The sequence below is a fragment of the Streptomyces sp. SKN60 genome, assembly GCF_026236535.1.
Classification (GTDB): Bacteria; Actinomycetota; Actinomycetes; order Streptomycetales; family Streptomycetaceae; genus Streptomyces.
In genome coordinates, this window is sequence record NZ_JAHTMW010000026.1 from 45,753 (window position 1) to 66,639 (window position 20,887).

Below are 20,887 nucleotides of genomic sequence, written 5' to 3' on the forward strand. Positions count from 1 at the left end.
GGGTCGCAGGTCCCTGGGGTTACCCTCGCGGAGGCCCTGCGGGCCGGCCTCGAAGCGGCCTTCGGCATCGAGTTCTTCTGTGACACCGATGGGCGATCCCCCTCCTTCCCCTCGGGGGAAACGAGCACTGGCTGAGCTTCGGGGTCCGCGGTTCCACCGGACCTGAATGGGCCGCACCGCTCCCACCCGGCTCGGGTCACTGCCAATCAGCCGGACACGGACGCCTGGGCCCATCGGGTCTTCGATGCCATTGACGCAACGGGGGCGGTACTCACCGTTGATGATTGAGGACGACTATGCCCTGGTCCAGGCGACCTCGAACCTGACCCGCGCCCATTTGGAAGACCGGTAATCCCTCGGCCCGAAGCCGAATAGCCGCTGACCCCCGCGCGATTCGCATCGCGCGGGGGCCTTTCCGTGTCCTGCTCCACGCCTGATGGACGCCGCCCATCACACCTCGATGCCTCCGGAGTCGCGGAGTCACACCTTCCCCAGAGGATTCGTGCCCGCCAAGTGAGTGATCAGCGCGCCAGTATCGACGGGTCCCGCCCAGCCACCCTGCGGGAAGTGCCGGGCTTCCTGCTCAGTACCGAGTACATCTGGCCCTGCAGTTCCCCGTTGTACGGGCGCAGTTAGGGCAGTTGGGCCGTCGGGGCTCGTCTGCCGGCTGTCGGCTGTTGGCGGCTCGGACCTGCCGGTGGTGGGAAGACAACCCGGTAACAGCAGTGCTTGCCTGGCGGCGGATCCGCGCGGCCTGCAGCCACCGCGCAGCCTGACGTGGCCACGAACACGCTGGCGGCCAAGAATTCGCGATCTCCATGGCTTCGACGCCAACCGCCACCCTGCGGGCGGGTCGGTCCCACAAACGGTCCGGCACCAACCGCTCAACAAACTCACTCGTCTCATTTTTTCAGGGGGAGGATACTCCTACCGGTGCGTATTCTTCCTCCTTACTCCACTCCTCCGAATGCAAGCTTCTCATTATCAACAGGCTGCAAGATACTTCTCTGTTTGTGCTTCTTCAGCGGCAAGTCGGCGGGACACGATACGAGATGACCAGGCGGGGCCCTCGGGCCGTAACGCCGAGAGTCAGACTTCTCGTCGCACGGCCCGAGAGCCCCGCCTGTCAGGGGGCCTGGTTCGCTGCCTAGTCAGCGAACCAGGCGAAGAGGCCCGCTGATCATTTGACCTTCACTGAATCTACTGTCCGAGTTTTGAGAATCTGAAACAATGGCGCTTAGTACCTCCTGGGGCGGTGCGTGATCGTCAGGTAATATTTATCGGCTCCGAAATGGTTAAGCGGATCCATTCCGCCGTGATTGGCTATTTCCTGGAAGTCCCAGAAATTGATATCGCCAGCATCGTTGACGATATTCCAGACGTGGGCACCCCGGAGGTCGCTTGCAATTCCAAGCCACTCCCCCTGAATGATCGCTCTGGCGCCAGGGCCGTGGTACTGCATAGCCAGGAAAATGTCACCAATGTTTTCATAGGGCATCGCTATGCCGGTCTCGCCCACGCTCAGCGCGTAGGCGTCAATTGCATCGGCACCGGTCCACGGGACATGGAACTTATCACCGAGAGCCATGGCTGGATTTCCAGCCAGCGTGGCGTCGCCGGCAATAGCACAGTGGGCGCAGTTGATTTCACCAAACGTGAAGTTTACTTCAGTTCCTGCCGCGTTTTCGACGAGGCCGGTCGGATCGAGGCGGCTAGGCGCAAATCCGGATTCAGGCGTGTAGCCGTTGTAACTGTTGAACTCGTCGAGGAGTTCACCAAGAGATTTCTGGAGTGACTGGTAAGCCTGAGTGGACTTGAGGGCGGCTTCGAGTTCACCGAGTAGGAGCGTTTGTGCGACGTTGCGGATAGGTGCCACCAATTGATTAGTGCTTGCGAGGTTTGCCATTTCCTCGTCTGTGAAAGTGTCGATGGGGATAGGGCCAGCGCCTTCGGCACCTCCGTAGAGGTCGTCGGCAGCCATGCCGCGGATGTCGCCCGCTATCGGGGTGATTCCGGTTTCGTCGGATCCGGCGTTATTGGCCTGGGTGCACCAACCGCTTTGGCCGACGCCGCAGATCGTGGCCTGCGGTGGCCCGCTAAAGGGGACGTCGGCGAGCTCAGGGGTTTCAGGTGCCGTAAGGATCGGGTAGCCGGTGGTGTCACCACAATTGAAGGAGCAGCCGTACTCGCCCGGCTGGATGGGGTCGTGTCCGGTGGGGTCGGTGTAGTTGGTGGGGTTGGAGTTGACGTAGGCGTAGGCGTGGTTGGCGGTGACGGGGTCGGTGGTGAGGAAGGTTTTGGCGTAGGGGTCGTAGACGCGTCCGTTCATGTTGATGAGGCGGAGGTTGTCGTCGTGTTCCTGGCCGGTGAAGCGGTGGGTCTGGGTGGGGGTGGTGCCGGTGTATTTGGTGCCGTCGGGGTTGGTCTGCTTGCCGTAGGGGTCGTAGAAGAAGGCCTGGGTCTTGTTGCCGGCGGCGTCGAGGACGGTGCCGGTGGAGCCGAGCTGGTCGGTGAGGGTGTATTCGGTCTTGGTCGTGGTGCCGTCGTGGACGGCCTGGCCGACGCCGGCGATGTAGTAGGTGTAGGTGGTCTTGCCGGCGGGGTCGGTGCGCTTGTCGAAGAGGCCGGGGACGGTGAGGGTGGTGCCGTCGGGACCGGTCTTCTTGATACGGGTGCCGAACGCGTCGTAGGCGAAGGTGGTGGTCTTGCCGGCCATGTCGACGATGGTCCTGGGCAGGTCGAACGCGGTGTAGGTGACCTTGCGCAGGGTGCCGCTCTCGGTGTCGGCCTGGGTCATCCGGCCCTGCTTGTCATACGTGTAGGACTCCGCGCCGGTGGCGGGATCGGGGCTGTCGCTGTCGCCGAGGGCGTGGGGGCCGACGTTGCGGGTTGCGGCGCCGCTTGAGGCGCTGCCGTAGTTGCGGTCCTCGGTGGGGGCGATGCCGGTGCTGTTGGCGACGCCGGTGAGGTTGCCGATGGTGTCGAGGGTGTAGGCGGTGGTGGACTTCGCGGCGGTGTTGTTGGTGAGGTCCCAGCCGGTGAGGCGGTTGAACTCGTCGTAGCGGTAGGCCTCGTTGCGCTTGCCGCTGGTGTCGTCCTGGTCTCGGGTCTTGACCAGGCCGTTGTCGTAATAGGTGTAGTGCAGCTTCTGCAGGGTGGCGTTGCTGACGGTGTTGCTGACGAACTGATCAGTGCGCCGGCCGGTGGCGGGGTCGTAGGTGTTGGTCACGCGGACGTTGGCGCCGAGGTTGCCGGCGGTCAGGGCACCGTCGTTGTTGCGCTGCCCGGTGTGAGCGAGCGTGACGGGCTTGGCCGGGTCGACGGAGATGTCGTTGACGTCGACGGGGTAGTCGTTGCTGTTGTAGGTGGACTGCAGGGTGAAACGGGGCCTGCCCGGCGCGTTGGGGTAGAAGAGCTTGTCGGGACGGCCGGCGCTGTCGTAGGTGTTGACGGTTTCGTAGGTGGCGCCGTTGCCACCGGTGGAGTTGTCGGTGATCAGGGTGTTGTTCGGGCGGGACAGGTTGTCGTAGCCGAACAGGGTCTCGATGCCGTCCGGGCTGGTGGCCTTCAGCATCTTGCCGATGCCGTGCGCGGCATCCCACACGAAACTGGTGACCTTCTTGCCCGCGGCGTCCAAGTCCTCCCGGGAAGTGGTGCGGCCCAGGTCGTCGTAACCGAAAGTGCTCTTGTTCCCGGTCCCCTCATGAGTGAGGGTGTCGACCAATCCGTCGCCGTAATACGTGCTGGAGGTAGTACCCCGGTCCGGATCAACCGACTTGACCGGGCGTCCCAGCACATCGAACACCGTCGACGTGACATTGCCCTTGTCATCCGTCACCTTGTCCACCAGACCGAACGGCGCATAGTGATACGTAGTGCTGGCAGCTGTGAGCTCGGTATCCGCGGGCTTTGCTTTGTAGAGGGTGTCCGAGGACGTGAGGCGGCCGTTGACGTCGCTGGTGGCCCTGGTCTTGTTGCCGCGCTCGTCCGTGGCGGTGATCACGTCGGTTTCAGCAGTGCGCTCGTAGCTGCTCGTCGAGGTGGTGCTGTCGGGGTTGGTGACCTTCAGCGGCCGGTCGAGGGTGTCGTAGGCGGTGGTGGTGTAGTTGCTGGCGCTGCCTGAAGCGGCGAATGGCCGGGATGCCTTGGTGGGACGGCCGAGGTGGTCGTAGTCGATGGTGCTGCTGATCGGTGTGCCGTCGAATCCGGTGGTGGTGGCGATCCGCGTCCGGCCGGCCCGGTCACTGACGGCTGAGGACGGAATCTTGTTCGGGCCCGTCAGGGTCTTCACCTGAACACCGTTGGTGCGCAGTACGTTGTCGGTGTCCGGTACCAGGTAGGCGTTGTAGGAGGTGGTGACGGTCTGGCGGCCGTCACCGCTGGACTCGATGACTCGTCCCAGATCGTCGGTCTTCGCCGACGTGGTGACCCCGTTGACGTCCTCGGTCGCCACCGTCACCCCGAGGCCGGGGTGAACAGCCCGCCACTGCGACGGCCGGGTCGCGGCGTTCTCGTGCTCCGACCAGGTCTGCGAGGCGTAGATCTTCTCGTCCGGCTGGCCGGGGAAGACCGGGGCGTACTCGATGTGATCCACGCGGTCCACCCGGGCCGGACGGTCCGGGCGGTCCGGCACCCAGGTGGTTGCCATGGTCGGCACACCGAGCTGGGGGTCCAGGGTGAATGTCGTCTTGGACCGCACCTGGTCGTCGGTGTCGTTCTTCTGCTGCTCGACCACCGTCAGCCGGCCCTTGCCGTCGAACTCGTAGCCCGTGGTACGGCAGGTGATCGCCGGTCCAGTAGCCGATCCGCTGGAGCCGCAGCTGGTGTTCGCGGCTTCCAGCCGCGACTTTGCACCCTCCACGGCAGCCGCGACCTGCTGAGTCGGCAGCCCGGTCAGCCAGTCTGTCTTGCGCTGGTCCGACAGGTCGTAGTCAGTGTGCGTGTGAGTGAAAGCGCCACCGGTGGTGTAGCTGCTCGTGTCTGTCTGGTTGCCGTAATCGTCAGACAGCACCTCGCTGTCGACGCTGCGGTCCACCGATGCCGGATTGTCGTCCGGGACCCCGCCGATGTGCGTGATCGCATCGATGCCGGAAAGGTTCTCCTGCCAGTGCAGGCTGACCTGCTGGTCCCATTCCTGCACATGACTGTCATGCGGGAGCACGGCGAAGTTCTTGCCATCGTGGAGGATGCGGACCTCGTCGTTATTGGTGGTGCGGGTGACCCGTGCCTTGGCGGTGGCCGGGTGCCCAGCGGCGTCAGCCGACGACAGTATCGGCGTGACCGTGGTGGTCACCTTGGGCCGGAAAGACAACGGGTAGTGGCTCAGGTACTGCGAGCTGTGGTCATACGTCGTGACCGTCTCACTCGGCTGGTCCGGAGACCAGGTGATGACCCGGCCGAACCCCAGGAATCCCTGCCTGATGTGCGAGACCGGATCGGCGTACGCATACAGCGTCGTCACCGGCTTGTCGTCCTTGGTGAACGACCCTGTCCGGGACTCGACCTTCCGCACTACCGGCATACCCGTGCGGATGCACACCAGCGGCGCGGCGCACGGGCCGCCGTCCGTCTTCTCCGGGTGATCGGTCCACTCGGTGCTGTACGACACCGGGCCGACCTCGTCCCACGCGGCATTCTCGTCGCGCACCGACACAATCCGGTCCACCAGAACCCCGGCCGTCTGCTTCATCACCTGCAGATGGCCATCGTTCTTCACGATGTCCGGCCGGCCGTCACCGGTGAAATCACCGATCTGCGAGAACTTGCGGCCCTGGTTCGCGTCCGGGACACCCGCCGACGTCGACATCGTCTCCGTCACGAACGAGCCGTCGCCCTTGGCGTACAGCAGGCTGATCCGGTCCTGCCCGCCCGTGCCGACCGTCACCCCCTCATACGGACAGTGGTAGTCCATACGAGGGAGGGGCTTGGGGGCAGCACCGCTATTACTGTTGAAAGAGGTCTCGGGAAAACAGCTTGCGGAATCGTCTGCCTGGCGGAACAGGTTGGTGTTGTAGAACGAGACGATGTCGTCCCGCCCGTCACCGTTCATGTCAGCGATCCGGATATCGGCCAGCACATCATGCGGCAGATCCACGACCGTGCCGTCCCACCGCAGACCATTACCGGTGTTCCACATGATCGTGGTCTGATCGACGAACTTCGCCGGTACACCCGGGGCGGGATCGCTGTCGGACGCCCGCTCGGTGTCCACCAGCAGCTCATCCTTCAGGCCATCACCGTTGAAATCGCCGAGGAAGCTCTCGTGGTCGTACAGTGCATTGAAGTAGAGATCGTCGAGGAAAATATTCGGGAATACAATGCTGCCATCCCTAGGGTGCGCGCGAGAGAGAAATCCCTCGCGCTGGTGACCGACGACCGGCAGCCTCCAGCCCGGCCCCTCGTCCTTCGTCTCAGCGGCCCCGAGATCACTCCGGACGTGAACCACACCCTGGTCGTCCGCAGACAGCGCCTGGGAGGTAGCCCCAGAGAAATCTGCCCTGCCGTCCTCATTGATGAGCGAATTGGGGGTTACGTACGGCATGCCACAGTAGAACTGCGACTGGGCCCCGCCGAATATGGAGAAGGCCGGGGTCCGAGCGAGCTGTCGTTTGGGGTCTACGAGCAGGTCACTGCGGCCGTCTCCGTCGAGGTCGGCCACCCGTGTGGCGCAGCCGCCGGGGAGCTGGCCCGTGGTGGTCTCGGGGCCGAAGGTGCCGCCCTGGTTCAGGCGCACGCCATAGGTGAACTTGTCGGTGTCCGCGGCACCCTTCATGGCGATGTAGTCCAGCAGTCCGTCGCCGTTGAGGTCGGCGAACTGGCCCTGGTTCTCGGTGCTGGCGAACGGGAACTCGAGTCCGGTGCTCACGAACTGGTGGGCGCTGTCGTCCCAGCGCAGGATCACCGAGTGCACGCCGTCCAGGCCGGCGGACAGCGCCATGTACTCGGTCTTGCCGTTCCCGTCGATGTCAATGGGCCGCTGCAAGGTCAGGTTCGGCGGCAGAGCAGGCCAGTCCCCGTGCCCGGTCAGCTGGTAGGCGTCGCCGAGGGCGGTCACCTGGCCGGCCTGGTCCCGGTGGCCCAGCCGTGCGGTGGCCACAGCACCCGTGCCGCCCCCACCGGTGAACACCAAGTCCTGCGTGCCGTCCCCGTCCAGGTCCTGCACCCGCGCCCCGGCCGGAGCGATCGCGTCCTTGTCGGTGCTCTGAGACACCGCACCCAGGTCGGCGGTGGTGAAGCTGGGCCGCGCGGACGGAGACCACGTGAACTGCTTGGCCGGCAGACATCCGTCCTTCGTGCCGCACTCCTGCACCGACGACAACAGACTGCGCTGCCGGTTCTCCGAGTCCGTGCCGATCCCCAGGTACTTCAGCTTGTACTGGCGCACCAGTGACGGGGCCCCCGGGTTCGGTGCGATCATCTTGATCGCCTTCACCCGCTGAGTCTGATTGAGTTGGACACCCGAGACGAACGAGGACGTCTTGTCCGCACGCTCCTCGTACTCGAACGCCACTGTCCGCTGAGCAGTCTGCCCCGGCCCAAAGGTGTACTGGATGTTCGACAGAACAAACTCGTTGCCGCTGGCCGCAGTGTTCGGAAGGGTCGAATAGTTGTACCGCACTCCGTTGCCCGAGCGGTCCTCCTCACTCTCCAGCACCCACGAAATCCGTGGCGTACTCAGAGCTCCAGCATCCGCCTTCCGCAAATCGTTCTGCCCATTAAGCTCCGTAAAAACACAATGGTAAGGAGCATTTTCGTCTGCAGCCCCCGTGCAGGCTTCACGCTGCTCACCGAGCGATGTCGGCGTTTTAAACGCCAGGCGCACGGACTCGCTGGTACGGATGGCGGTGCGGGCCTTGTAGGTCCGAATCCGGCCATCCTTGGTGTATACCAGGAAAGTATCCGGTCCCTGATCAAGATCCCCCGAGGAATTCAGGGATTCGATCTTCGAGAACGATTCTTCCTCAGTGACATACCCCGTCTTGTCGCCGCCATAATCGTTCGACCCCCCCGGCTCGACAGGGCCGGTCTTCTTCAGCTTCATCCCGTCCAGGCAGAAGCGGTCATTCTTGTCGAAATGCACCCCGCTGCGGGTGCCTTCCGTGTCGATGTTCGCGCCACAGCGACTTATGGCCGAACCCATACCCGCCAGGGACCAGCCCAGACCGAACACGCCGTCCCCACCACCGCTGGAATACCCCAGCGCCAGATGGGGCTCGACACCGGCCCGCCCCTTGGGAACATCCAGCGGAATGTTGTAGGTGAACTGGCCCTGCGGCGACACACCCGCCGAACTCGGCAACACCCCTGCCTTCGAGGCAGCCGCCGGCGCATCGGCCGGAACCGGCAACGGCTTGGGCAACACCGGAGGACCGGAAGCCGCGTCCTCGACCGCCAGCGCCAATCCCGGCACAGCACCAGCCAAAAGCACCCCGGCACTTACAACCGACAACGGCCGGAACACCGACCACCGCCATCGCCTTCTACTCGCACTCATAGTGCATTCCCTTCAATAGACAAATGTGAAATTTTGACATCTCTTACCTGTAAGCCACAAAGCCCCCTTTCGAAGGAGCGAGAGCGCGATTTCTTCGCGCAGGCCGAGGCCCCCCGGGGACGCATCGCGGAACTCACCGCGTAATCGGAGGAGTTCGACCAGGTCGCCGAGGAGGTCCGTATCACCCGCAAGACCCTGCTGGCGCTGCCTGATCCGTCCCCGCCGGCGCGCGCCGGCCGCGAAGCTGCCGGAGTCTGCGAGGCGATGGATCTGGAGATCACGCCCAGCAACGTCAACACTCCGGCTGAAGCTCAACCGGCTGGTCGAACGCGGGATCCTGATCGAGCCCGAGCAGGCTGTTCACCCACCCACGGCCATAGCCGCTCGGAGAGGCCACCACCAGCCCGACAGTCCCAGCTGCAAGCGTGAAACGGGCAGCACGTCACTTACCGCCCTCTCAGTTCCTGAGGGGGGGGCTGGGGGGTGGCGGGCGCGGAGTTGGTGGGGGTGGCCTCAACCTTTTCGATGTCGAGTACGAAGACGACGGTGTCGTTGGCAGTGACGCCGGCCTGACTGAGGCGGTCGGTGGCGTAGGCTTCGCCGGGCGGGACGACCACCAGGAGCCGGTCGCCTTGGCGACGGCCATTGAGAGCCTTGTCGACGGCGGGCAACAGGACGTGCGAGCCAGCGACGAAAACCTGCGGCCCCACGCCGGAAGCACGCGAGTCCAGCACGGTCTTGCCGCCCTTCCACACCTTCGCCAAGTACTGGGCGGTGACCGTGTCTCCGTCCTTGATCACCGGACCGCCGGCGGCGGTGACGACGTTCACCACGAACGTGTCCCCGGGCGCGCTGGAGGGAAGGACCAGCCGGGGGTTCTTGCCGCGCTCGCCATCCACACGGGGCATCACTGCAGCCGAGACCACAGGCTCGGGCACCGGCGGACGCACAGGCGCCAACGAAGCCGAGCCGGAACCGCGACCATTGCCGGGATGGGCGGCCCGCTCCTGGGAGCAAGCCGCTGCGCCACCGGCCACAACAGCCAGCACCATCACGCCCAGCAGCCCCCGGCGCAGGCCCGAACGCGTCCACGTCATCGCCACCACTCGCCGCCTCCCTCCGAGAAGAGCCACCCCTTGCGGGCGCTACACCGGGAACATAAATGTCGCCGGTCCCGAACGATGAGAGTCATCGATACTCATCAACGCCGATCCCGCCCCAGCGAAGGCCCCCCACGGCGGTGAGAACTCGGCGCATCCGATCAAATCGCCGCACCCCGATCAGTGAGCGTTTTCGGCGTTGCCGTTCCAGGGTGAGGACGGCGCCGGCGATGACGGTCATGCGGTTGGGGCTGCAGCGGGTCCGGCGGAGGATCTGCCAGGACTTCAGTCGCGGGATGCTTCGTTCGACCGGTGCTCGTGCCGCTGACAGGGCCCGGTTGATCGTCTGCTGGGTCGTGGTGAGGTCCCGGCCGGGTAGCCGTCTGATCGGCGTGGTCACCCAGGGGCCGGCGCCGATGTAGGCGCGGTCGACGAGCGCAAGAACGCCTGGCGTTCGCAGATCCGGAGGATGCGGTGGGTGCGGGCCGCGGTCAGATCATGGGTGCGGCCGGGCAGCGCGGGCGAGTTCCACAGCAGCTTGCCCGAGGGATCGGCGACGACCTGCACGTTCACGCCGTGGCGGCGGTGCTCCTGGGAGAAGTCGGCCCGGCTGTCGCCGACGCGGTCGCACTCGGCGAGTGTCCCGTCGAGCAGGACGTGATCGAGATCCGTCTCGCGCAGGACCCGCAGGAGGCCGGGCGCCCTTCGGGACAGGTGATCGACGACGGCCGTGACGTAGGCGTGGGCAGTGCCGACAGATGTGTCGAAGCCGGCAGCGATCCGCGCGAGCGTCTCGTGCCGGCGAACGTGGACCAGACCGCCGAGAGCTCGCCGGTGGGACGGGAGCCTGCAGCGTCGGTCACCCTCACGGGTGACGATGCGCATGAACACCACGCTCGACCAGGGCATGCGGCAGGTCGAGTACGGCAGGACAGGGCACCAACGAGGCTCCTGCGCTGAAGAGTTGAGACGTCGAACACCTCTTTCTCCGCCGCAAGATCAAGGACCGCCTGTCAGCCCTCCACCGAGATATCCGGGACACGCACGTCCGGCAGTGACCCCATCATGTCGGGAGCGGGGCAGCGCCATTGCCGGGGTGTTCGCTGTCGGGCGGATGCGGCAATCTACACAGGGCGGCGGGTGGGTGTTGTGCCGAGTGCGTGTGCGAGTTCGCGGCGGGTGGTCACGCCGAGTTTCGTGTAGGCGTGCTGGAGGTGGTTGTCGACGGTGCGGACCGACAGGTGGAGGGTGTTGGCGATGTCCTTGCTGGCGGTGCCGGCAGCGGCGAGGAGGGCGATCTCCTTCTCGCGGGCGGTGAGCGCGGCAGCGGTCTGGGCGATGGTCAGCAGTGGAGTGCGGACGCCGGGGCAGCGTGCGGCACAGGCTTGGGCCTGCTGGGTTGCGGCGGCGGCCTTGCGGGCGTGCCCGGTGCGTTGCCATGCTCTGGCCGCTTGGGTTGCGGCCTCGGCGGCTATCAGGTCCGCTCCTATGGCCTCCATCTCATCGGCGGCGGCCAGCAACTGATCGGGGTCGTCGGCGGCCAGCGCGGCCGCAAGATGTGCCCGGGCCGGGGCAAACGCTCCGTCGCATTGCTCGGCGATTTCGTTGAGTCGGTGCTGGACGTCTTTGGCGCCGCCAAGACGGGCCACGTCGGTCAGCAGCAGCGCCTCCGAGGCAAGGCTGCCAGTCTGGTAGGCGGTCTGGGCTGCAGCGGCCAAGATGTTCCGGGCCTCGGCGAGACGGCCTCGGGCGGCCAGCAGCCAGGCATGTCCCAGGCGGTCTTCCCCTGGAAAGAACGCTATGTCCGGGTGCTTGGCCATGTCCTCCAGGGTGGACTCGGCGGTGTCCAGGTCTCCCAGCAGCGCGGAAGATGCGGCCAGCCCCGACGTGGCGAGTCGCATCAGCGCGGGTATTGCGTGCCTGTCCCGGATCAGAGCGACGCACTCGGCGTAGGCGCGCCGGGCCTCCGTCGCGTAGCCGGCGAGCCATAGGGTACGTCCGAGCATGCTCGCCGGTCCGGGGGCTGGCTGCCAGGCCCGGATCTGCAGCGCTGTGGTGAATCCTTGTTCTGCGACCTGTCGGGCGCGCCGCAGTTCGCCCAGCTCTTGGTAGGCGTAGCTGAGCGGGCCGATCTGCGAGAGGGAGTGTTGGTTGACGATGCGCGTGTCGGCCTGAACATGCTCTGCGTAGGCGTGTTCTGCCAGTCGCGTGGCGCGAGTTGTCTGGCCCTTGCAGGTCAGCGCATACGCTTTGAGAGCCATGCCGTACAGGCGGACGCGTTCCTCGGGAAATGCCTCGACGTCTGTGAGCAGGTCCAGTCCGTTCTGGAGTTGCCCGGCTGTGACCCGCATGGCGCCCTCGTTGATGGTCAGGGCGTGGCGCATGCCCGGATCGGTGATGTCGGCACGGGCGGCGTCGTTGACGGCCAGTGCTTCATCGATCCGGGCGGCTCCCCAGAGCAGGGTTTGGCAGTGTTCCATTGCGATGGCAAGCCTGTCGCCATCCGTCGCGGCCGAGTCGGCCGCTTTCGCGAGGAAGGACTGGGCGAGTTCGACTTGGCCCAGTTCGTAGTAGGCCTCGCCGAGAAGAACCTTGCTGTCAGTGGTGTGATGTGGCTCTGGTAGGGCCTCGAGCAGGGTGACGGCCTGTTGGTAGTCGTGGGCATGGCGGGCGAGGCCAGCGGCTTGGATGAGTAGCTGGGGGTCGGCGGTGCCTGTGGCGGCGAGTTGCCAGGTGGCCAGGCGCAGGGGGTCGTTGTGGCGGCGGGCGCCGTGGGCCTGGGTGCGGTTGGCCTGCTGCTGGAGCAGGGTGCGCTGACGCAGGGCGGGGATATGGGCGCGCAGGGTTTCGCCGTAGAGGGGGTGGGCGAGCTGCAGGGTGGTGCGGCGGCGGCTGGTGGTCACCTGGATGAGTCCGGCCTGCTCCAGTTCGGCCAGGACGTCGGGTGGGGTGACCTGCTGGGCCTCGGCCAGGGACAGCGGCTCGGCGAGCGAGAGCAGGTCCAGGACCGGGCGTGCGGTAGGTCGGGCGGTGGCGAGCCGGGCCGTGATCAGCTCGGCGAGCTTCGGGGTGCCAGCCGGGCGTTCTCCGGTCAGTTCCCAGATCTCTCCGTCGCTGGCCAGCTCACCGGAGGCCAGGACGCCAAGAACGAGTTCGTGTAGGTACAGGGCGTTGCCGCCGGAGGCTGCGTATAGCTGCTGCAGGGTGCGTCGACTGACCGGCCCGCCCAGTGCGGCATCCAGTACCGCTTGGGCTTGCTGCTGGTTGAACGTGGCCAGTTCGATTCGCTGCACCTGGTCGTTGCTGGTGAGTGCATCGACGGCTTCGGCGAGCGACTCGCCGGTGCGGACGGTGGCGATCAGCCGTATCACCCGGGCGTCGAGGAGCTGGCGCAGCAGGACGGCGGAGGTGGCGTCGATCTGGTGCAGGTCGTCCACCCATATTGCCCAGTGGCTGTCGTGCTGCGGGCCGGCGAGTGCGGTGGCGACGGTCGCGAAGCCCTTGACCGGGTCGGACAGGTCCGTCCCGGGCGGGATCAGATGGGCGATCGCTCCGAGCGGCACCTGGGCAGCCGCCGCAGACGCCGTCACCCGGCGTGTCCTCCAGCCCTGCCGGGCGGCCCTGGCCAGGCACTCCTCAGCCAGCCGCGACTTGCCCACCCCCGCTGGGCCGCAGATCACGATCCCGTGGCACTGCCTCTGCGCCCACGCTCTGGTGAACGCCTGTAGCTCGCTGTCCCTGCCGATCAGCGGCCATCGCGACACTGGCTGTGGTTGCGTACCCATGGCAGCCTCCCAGAGGTCTTCCGTTGCCCCGGGAACCGAACGGGTGCTGGGCGGATAGGTTCTTCCAGATTACTCAGCCAGGCAGTGCTTCGCCGATGGGTGAGGCCGCTGGCTGTGGATAGCACGGTGCTGTGGCCGGTGCGCCCGGTTCTTTGGCTATACCGCGGTCGCCCGGTCAGCGGGCGGGACGCTCGCATCGCCCTGGATCACGTGGCGGCCGTGACGCGGCGTAGCCAGGTGAACGCCGCCATCACCCGATCGTTCAGTGGCGTGTCCAGGAACCGACCGCAGCACTGGCGAGCCCACACCCGGCGAGCAGGACGCAAGCGGCCAGGGCGGCGGATGTTCCGCCGTGGTCCGGCGCGCCCTGGAGACTGGCCACGACTGCGATGCCGAAGGCGCCGCCCACCTGCTGGCAACTGGCCAGTGTGCCCGATGCGACGGCGTGGTCACGCTCACAGACGGCGCCGATGACTTCCACTGTGGCAGCGGTGTAGACACCCGCGATCCCTGTGCCGGCAAGGAGACCAGCCGTCAGCAGAAGAGGAACGTCGTTGCTGTCGAGCGCGAGGAGGCATAGCACCTGGCCGAGCAGAACCAGGCCCGCTCCGATGAGCATGAGGACAGACACCGACCACCGGCTGACCAGTCTTGATGCGACTGGAGACGCGGCCCCCACCGCAAGCCCCTGGGAAAGAAACACTGCCCCGGCATCCATTGGCGAGTAGCCGTTCCTGTCCTGCAGGGCGGTTGCGACGACGACCGTGTTGGCCATGACCGCGGCGAATACCGCTCCCAAGGCCCCGTTTGCTGAAAGGGCACGACGGTCCAGGAGTATCCGCCGAGGGATCAGCGGATTGCGTCCCCTCAGCTGCAGGGTGACAAACAGCACCGCCAGTCCCATCCCCGTTGCGAGGCCGGCAAGTTTCGCCCAGGCGGAGGCCGCTGATCCGCTGGCTGCGTATATCAGCGCGAGGAGGCAGCAGATGATGAGCACCGCCGAAACCCATGGTGTGCGGGCTCGGCCGGAAGTGCGAGCGACGGGCGGTATGGAAGCCGATCCAGTCACCAAGGCCAGTGCCAGAAGAGAGCTGATCGCGAAGGGCGATCGCCAGCCGAACGCCTCGGTGAGTCCCCCCTGGGCCACCAGGCCCAGACAGAAGCCGACAGCTCCCATCGCGCCGAACGCGCCGATCGCACGATCCCTCGCGCTGCCTTCGGGAAAGGTCATCATGAGCAGCGCCAGCGCTGCCGGGACGCTGAACGCCGCTCCCGCACCCTGCACCCCTCGCCCAAGGATGACGAGCCACGGGCCATCGGCGACTGCCACAACAGCGGAACCAAGTGCGAACAGCAGCAGACCGCAGCGGAACACACGCCTGCCTCCCCAGGCAGTGGCAGCAACGCCCCCAGGCAGGAGGAACCCGCCATACATGACCAAGAAGGCGGTTGCGAACCACTGAAGCTGATCAGCACGCAGCCCCAGATCCCGTTGCACCGGAGAGAGCTGGACGCCGATTCCGGACAGGCTCATTCCCTCAAACACGATTGCTCCGTACAGCACGACTACTGCGAGGCGGTCGATACGCGTGGGAGCAGCGGTGGAATCATCGGTCATGATGGATCCGTTCGAACGGCATGATGCATGGTCACTCGACACCAGCGGGAAGTCGTCTGTCAGCGCGGGGGCTGCATTGCGCTACGAGACGGCCGACTCCCGAGGGGCAGACGCCATGCACACAAAAAGCACGGGCGTTCCGTAGCAGAGGACAAGAAATACACGCTGCAGTAGCCCGTCCGCGCCCATCAGATGATTCTCCACAAGGAAGACCAAACCCAGTTGCATCAGACCGGAAAATGCCCCGGCGAGCCGCAGGGTAACCCTTTTCGCCGGATTGATTCGGTGGGCAGCAATAGCGAGGAAGAATGCCGACAGAATGAGCGGAAGAAATACCAGGAGGGCAGCATGCCCATGCAGCTGGCTATGAAAAGACATTCCCGATTCCATACGGGAGGCGCAGGCAGGGATTCTCGGATTGCAGTCAGCCCGGGCAAATCCGGCCACTGCGGTAGCCACGGATGCGATCAGGATAAGAACCACTGCGACCATCGCTGCCTTGCCGGCCTTTATGGATTGAATGCCCAACGCGGCGAGCAACATCGCCACCGCCATTCCAGCGAAACCGCTGATCATAATCCACGGTGCTGACGCGTCCATTGCGGCCAGCAGGCTGACCGTGTCGTAGTAGGAGCTGTAAGAGGGCGGCTGAAGAGGTGCTGAAATGGCGGCTGCCGCAAAGAATGAAAGCGCCGCCATCAAGGCGAACTTGGCCAGCTTTGGCCGACAATGCCGACCGTTTCGAGAAGGGGATACAGCCTGGATCGAGTCGGTCATGGTGTCCATCCGTGTGCCTTGGCCGAAAGAGCGGGGAAATACATCGCGCGGGACAAGTGCAATTCCGGCGCAGCGAGGCCCCCGCAGTGGCTACCAGCGTCATCCCCAGGCACCGTGGATGGGTGAGTAGTTGCTACCTATTCGCCGCCGAGCCCCTCCTTCTCCCGCGTCGCGGTGGCTGATGGGAGGCGAGGTCGGTGCTGACGTGACAGGATCCTGGAAGAGGCTGGCACAGGTAGGAAGTCCGAACCGAATGTGGCACTCGGACGGCCTGGCGCTCGCCCCCCGCACCTGGTCGCCCCTTTGACCCGTCCGTACCCCTCGAGTTAATCGCTCCCCGGCCGGGCTAGGTCGTTGCCAACGTCCGCTGTTCGTTCAAAAGATCTCCTGGCACGGCAAGCCAGTCGGCGTCCCGTCGAGGGTTGCAAGTTCTCGATCGCGGCCCATCAGCGGCCACTGTTCCGTCCGTTCATGTCCGCTCACAGCGCCTCCCGTCGCGCCTGGACGACCGTGGAAGAGCACTGCAGCACCCGCTGTGTCACACTGCGCCGGGCCTCACGCCGTCGGGATCAGATGACTTCAATGTGTGGAGGGCTGAACTGCATTCGGGGCGCTCATCTGGAGGAAATACGGCGCTGCTCAGATGCCGCTGCCAGTCTTCTTCGGTCTCAGCTGCTCGGCAATTTCGTTGCGGGTCGCCACGCCGAGTTTCTTGTAGACACGCTGAAGGTGGTTGTCCACTGTGCGCACGGACAGCACGAGCTGCTCGGCAATGTCTTTACTCGACGCTCCGCCGGCCGCAAGCAGAGCCACTTCCCGTTCCCGCGTGGTGAGTGGGATGGCAGCCTGGGCGTTGGACAGGAGCGGAGTGCGCGCCCCGGGGCAGTGCCTGATGGCCTCTGTGGCCTTCCGGGTAGCAGCAGTGGCGCGGCGTGTTTCGCCGGCTCGTCGCCACCCGGTTGCGGCTGCGGTGGCCGCTTCTGCCGCGAGAAGGTCCGCCCCGATGCTTTGGAGAGTGTCGGCAGCCTCGAGTAGCTGGTGTGGATCGTCAGCGGCCAGGGCCGTGGCAAAACGGGCGCGCGCAGGGGCAAGAGTGCCGTCGCACTGCTCGGCGAGTGCGGTGAGCCGCTCGGTTGCCTCACGGGGTGCGCCTAGACGGGCGATATCGGTGAGCAACAGTGCTTCTGAGGTCAGGTGGCCGGTCCTGCGGGCGGATTCGACTCCTTCCAGAAGCACGGCGCGTGCTTGGGCGAGCCGGCCGCACGAGGCATGCAGCCATGCCTCGCCGAGCCTGTCCTCGCCTGCCAGGTACCCGGTAGCCGGGACGTCCTCCAGTTCTGCCACGGCGGCCTGGGCAGCCTGAGTGTCGCCGAGCACGGCGGCCGACGCTGCGAGACCGGAGAGGATCAGGCGCAGCGCACCGATGTAGTGCTGTGCGCGGGCCATCACGGCGGCTTCGGCGTAACACCGACGGGCCGCTATCGGGTGTCCGGCGAGCCATTCGACGCGTGCCAAGTGGAAGGCCACCCACACACCGGGCGCGGTGGAGCGTGAAGTGACCAGTTCGGCCAGGGCCTGCTCTCCGGTCCGTCGGGCCTCGGGCAGCTTCCCTGATTCGGCAAGCGCGACGATCAGGGGGGAGATCTGGGAGGCAGGGTGGGGAATCAGCGATTCCCCGGCCGTGTGCAGGTGTGCGGCGTAGACGTGCCCGGCCCATTGGACTGCTTCCTCGGTTCGGCCGCGCTGCGCCAGCCCAAGCGATTTGATCATGGCAGCCAGGAGCCAGGTATTGATGTCGGCTGCCTGGTGGACATCCTCTTCCAAGTCCTTCAGCAGTTCGAGACCGCGGACCGGCTCGCCGGAGACCGTTCTGATGATGCCCTCTCCGAGTTTCAGCAGTCGCTGCCCTGTGGCGCTGGCCACGTGGGACCGGGCAGCTTCGTTGAACTCCAGGGCTTGGTTGGTGCGGGCTGCGTCCGCGAACAGTTTCAGGTTCCGCGGAATCGCGGCGGCAAGCTGCTCATGCTCATCGGTGGCCTGTGCGTCGACCTCTGCCAGCACCGTCTCCACTTGATCGAATCTGCCCAGTTCGATGAGGGCCGCGGCTTGAAGGAGCCGCGATTGACGCGTGTGTCTGTCGTCCGGTACTGCCGTCAGCAGGTTGATGGCCTGCTGGTTGTCGTGCGAATGCCTGGCCAGGGCGGCTGCTTTGATCAGCAGCTGGGGGTCCGCTGTGCCGGTGGCGGTCAGACGCCAGGAGGCGACTCGAAGCGGGTCTTCGCGCCGGCGGCCCCCGCGCGCCTCGGTGCGCTGGACCTGCTCGAGCAGCATCTGGCGTCGGCGTTCGGAAGGGATGGCCGCGCGCAGGACCTCGCCGTAGAGAGGGTGTGCCAGGGTGACCCAGTTGCGTCGGCCGTCCAGGAAGGTACGAATCAGGCCGGCTTCCTCCATATCCACCATTGCTGATTCGTCGACCAGGTCTCCGGCGTCCGCCAAAGGCAGCTGATCGCAGAGGGCGAGTAGTTCCAGAAGCGGCTTGGCCAGAGCACCTGCCGCAGCCAGGCGAGTGCCGATGAGTTCACTCAGTCGATGGGTGCTCGGCAGCCAGTCAGGTGCTAGTTCCCACACCCCCCCGTCGCTGGCGAGACTCCTGTTTGCCAGTGCCCCCAGTACGAGCTCACGCAGGTACAGCACGTTGCCGCCAGAAACGTTGTAGAGCTCGTGCACAGCCTGCCAACCGACGGGACCACCCAGTACGGTCTGCAGCAGCACCTCCACCTGCTTGCTGTCCAGCTCTCCCAGGTCCACACGCCGAACCGCGTCCCCAAAGGTCAGCGCCGCAGTCGCCTCGCCCACCGGCTCACTCGACCGCATCGTGGCCACCAGGAAGATCGCTCCAGCATCGAGCAGCTGGCGGAGCAGCATCGCGGACGTGGCGTCCAGTAGGTGCAGGTCGTCCACCAGCAGCACCGTCCGGTGCTTCGCCGTACCGGTCAACGCATGTGCGACGGCTGAGAACACGGCTGCCGGATCGGAGAGGCCCATCCCGGTCGGGACCAGGTGCGCAATGGCACCCAGCGGTGCTGAGGCAGCTGCCGCGCCTGCCGTGGCCTGCACCGTACGATGTCCGGCGCCTATTGCTCTGCGCAAGCATTCCTCGGCCAGTCGAGACTTACCAACGCCTGCAGGACCGCTAATCAGCAATTCCTGGTTCTGGCGACCTGCCAGCGCTTGCTCGAAGATCTCGATCTGGGTCTCGCGGCCAACCAGAGGCCAGGCCCGACTGTAGTTGCCGGTGTCCAATGCCGCACCTCCCGGCATGTCCGTTCACGCCTGCCCGCAGGACCTGGGCGGATGGCGGTCCGATCCCGGGCTGGGCCGGCCTCCTGGGTCCCACGCGCCGCAAGCATTCCGCTGCCACGGTACCGCGTCGCCGTCGGGTTCTGCAGTGTGTCAAGCCGAGCAGCGAAATGCCTGGCCCCGAGGAGTAGCGATTGGTCCCCAGACTCCAGATCCTCGAAGCTGCCCGAGAGGCTTGGATCTTGATGGTCCAGGTGAGCAGATGCGTTGCGCCCACGAAGCACCACCCGCCGCAGTTCCAGGCTCCGGCTCCGGCTCCGAAGGCATCGGCAGACCACTGATTAGGCGCATGCCCACCGGCTTCTTCGCAGGTCGGGAAGCGCTTCGTAATGTGGATGTGGCGATCGGTGCCGTGGAACGGCCGGGCGGGGACGACCGAAGGGCGCACGTGATCGACGTCAGTGACATCGGCGCCTTCCTCGGCCTGGACGTCGGCAAGGGCACACACCACGCCGTCACCCCGATCGGGAAGAAGGCGTTCGACAAGCGGCTGCCCAACAGCGAACCCAGGCTCCGCGAGGTCTTCGGCAGACTGCAGGCCAAGCACGGAACCATGCTCGTAGCGGTCGACCAGTCGGTCTCCAGCGGTGCTCTGACGCTGGCGGTAGCCCGCGACATGGGCTGCCCAGTCGCCTACTGCCCGGTCTGACCATGCGGCGGATCGTCGACCTCTATCCCGGCAAGGCCAAGACCGATGCTCGTGACGCCTTCCTCATCGCGGACGCGGCCCGCGTCATGCCCCAGACACCCCCGCTCGGTCGACCTCGAAGACGCGACCATCGCTGAGCTGGAGATGATCGTCGGCTTCGACGACGACCTGGCCGGCGAAGCAACCCGGATCTCCAACCGCCTCCGCGGCCTGTCGACGCAGATCCACCCAGACCTCAAGCGCGTCCTGGGCCCGCGCGTCCAGCACCCGGCAGTCCTCACGCTGCTGGAACGGTTCGTGTCCCCGGCCCAGATCGGCAGAGCCGGGCGCCGCAGGCTCGTGCCCCTGCTGCGTCCACAGACACCACGGATGGCTGAACGGCTCATCGAGGAGATCTTCACCGCGCTGGACGGGCAGACCGTGGTCGTCCCTGGCACGGACGCGGCCGCGCTGATCGTCCCGAGCCTGGCTGTCCCGCTGACGGCCGTCCTTGACCAGCGGAAACTGCTGGCCAGACGGATCCAGGAACTGCTGGAGGCCCACCCTAATGGGCAGTGAAGCGGGGCACCCGGGCCACCCCGGGCCCGTCGAGGCCCTGACAGTAACTGCGGGACCCGCTTCAGCCGTTGGATTAGCGCCGGCCCCCGGCACCGTTCATCACCCCGAGACCAGACGCAACTGCCGCGTCCAGTCCGACGATCGGATCGTTGGAATCCGTGGTCCGAGCCGCCTGCGAGGATCACCTCTCATCCAGCCTGGAGCCGCCGAGCTCCTGAGCAGACCGAGGGCCCCGCGGATCGCTGGGGTCACGAACGGCTAATCGGATGCCGGGCCATGAGCCCTTCCATTAGGGAGACACGTGCCCCCGCACGGCTGCGACCAGCAGCAACACACCCCTCCCCGACCGAGAGGACGAGACGACACGATGACCATCGACTGCGGGATGGACTGAGCCAGCGACAGACGACCTGCCCGCTGCTGCGGTGGAGTCCTTTGAAACGCACCCGACGCCGAGATCACCACTGGGCCTTCGCCGCACTGCCCGCCTCACCCGGCGCCCGCGCCCACTACGACCGACGGGGCCGACGGGGCCGACGGGGCCGA

The 20,887-nt window shown here is 65.9% G+C and carries 7 protein-coding genes and 2 pseudogenes; 2 read left to right on the forward strand and 7 right to left on the reverse strand.

Features of this window, described 5'->3' with window-relative positions; all coding sequences use genetic code 11:
- Window positions 1–1,237: 1,237 nt before the first annotated feature.
- The 7 genes and pseudogenes from KV205_RS31720 to KV205_RS31750 all read right to left on the reverse strand — a co-directional run bounded on the left by KV205_RS31720 (window position 1,238) and on the right by KV205_RS31750 (window position 19,077).
- Entirely contained in the window at window positions 1,238–8,401 is a 7,164-nt protein-coding gene (locus KV205_RS31720; RefSeq protein ID WP_265868274.1) for an RHS repeat-associated core domain-containing protein, read from the reverse strand.
- Window positions 8,402–8,940: 539 nt separating this feature from the next.
- A complete protein-coding gene (locus tag KV205_RS31725) occupies window positions 8,941–9,591 on the reverse strand; it encodes an FKBP-type peptidyl-prolyl cis-trans isomerase (RefSeq protein WP_265868302.1) in 651 nt (216 codons plus the stop codon).
- A 199-nt stretch (window positions 9,592–9,790) separates the two neighbouring features.
- A pseudogene (locus KV205_RS31730) lies at window positions 9,791–10,537 on the reverse strand (transposase family protein); the annotation flags it as partial.
- 181 nt (window positions 10,538–10,718) lie between these two features.
- Window positions 10,719–13,379 (reverse strand): LuxR C-terminal-related transcriptional regulator, encoded by a 2,661-nt coding sequence (locus KV205_RS31735; protein ID WP_265868275.1) that lies wholly within the window; start codon window positions 13,377–13,379, stop codon window positions 10,719–10,721.
- 262 nt (window positions 13,380–13,641) lie between these two features.
- Entirely contained in the window at window positions 13,642–14,997 is a 1,356-nt protein-coding gene (locus KV205_RS31740; protein WP_265868277.1) for an MFS transporter, read from the reverse strand.
- 81 nt (window positions 14,998–15,078) lie between these two features.
- Window positions 15,079–15,774, reverse strand: a complete 696-nt coding sequence (locus KV205_RS31745; RefSeq protein ID WP_265868279.1) for a DUF998 domain-containing protein — start codon at window positions 15,772–15,774, stop codon at window positions 15,079–15,081.
- 639 nt (window positions 15,775–16,413) lie between these two features.
- The gene (locus KV205_RS31750; RefSeq protein WP_265868280.1) at window positions 16,414–19,077 is read right to left on the reverse strand and encodes a LuxR family transcriptional regulator; all 2,664 of its coding nucleotides are present in this window, start codon (window positions 19,075–19,077) and stop codon (window positions 16,414–16,416) included.
- Window positions 19,078–19,423: 346 nt separating this feature from the next.
- On the opposite strand from KV205_RS31750, the pseudogene KV205_RS36620 reads away from it, so the two are divergent.
- Together KV205_RS36620 and KV205_RS36625 are read left to right on the forward strand one after the other, a co-directional pair.
- Window positions 19,424–19,920: pseudogene (locus KV205_RS36620) on the forward strand (IS110 family transposase).
- Window positions 19,829–20,341: a hypothetical protein gene (locus KV205_RS36625; protein WP_374214759.1), complete on the forward strand. Its 513-nt coding sequence runs from the start codon at window positions 19,829–19,831 to the stop codon at window positions 20,339–20,341. The pseudogene KV205_RS36620 and the gene KV205_RS36625 overlap by 92 nt, the downstream one beginning before the upstream one ends.
- The last annotated feature ends 546 nt before the right edge of the window (window positions 20,342–20,887 follow it).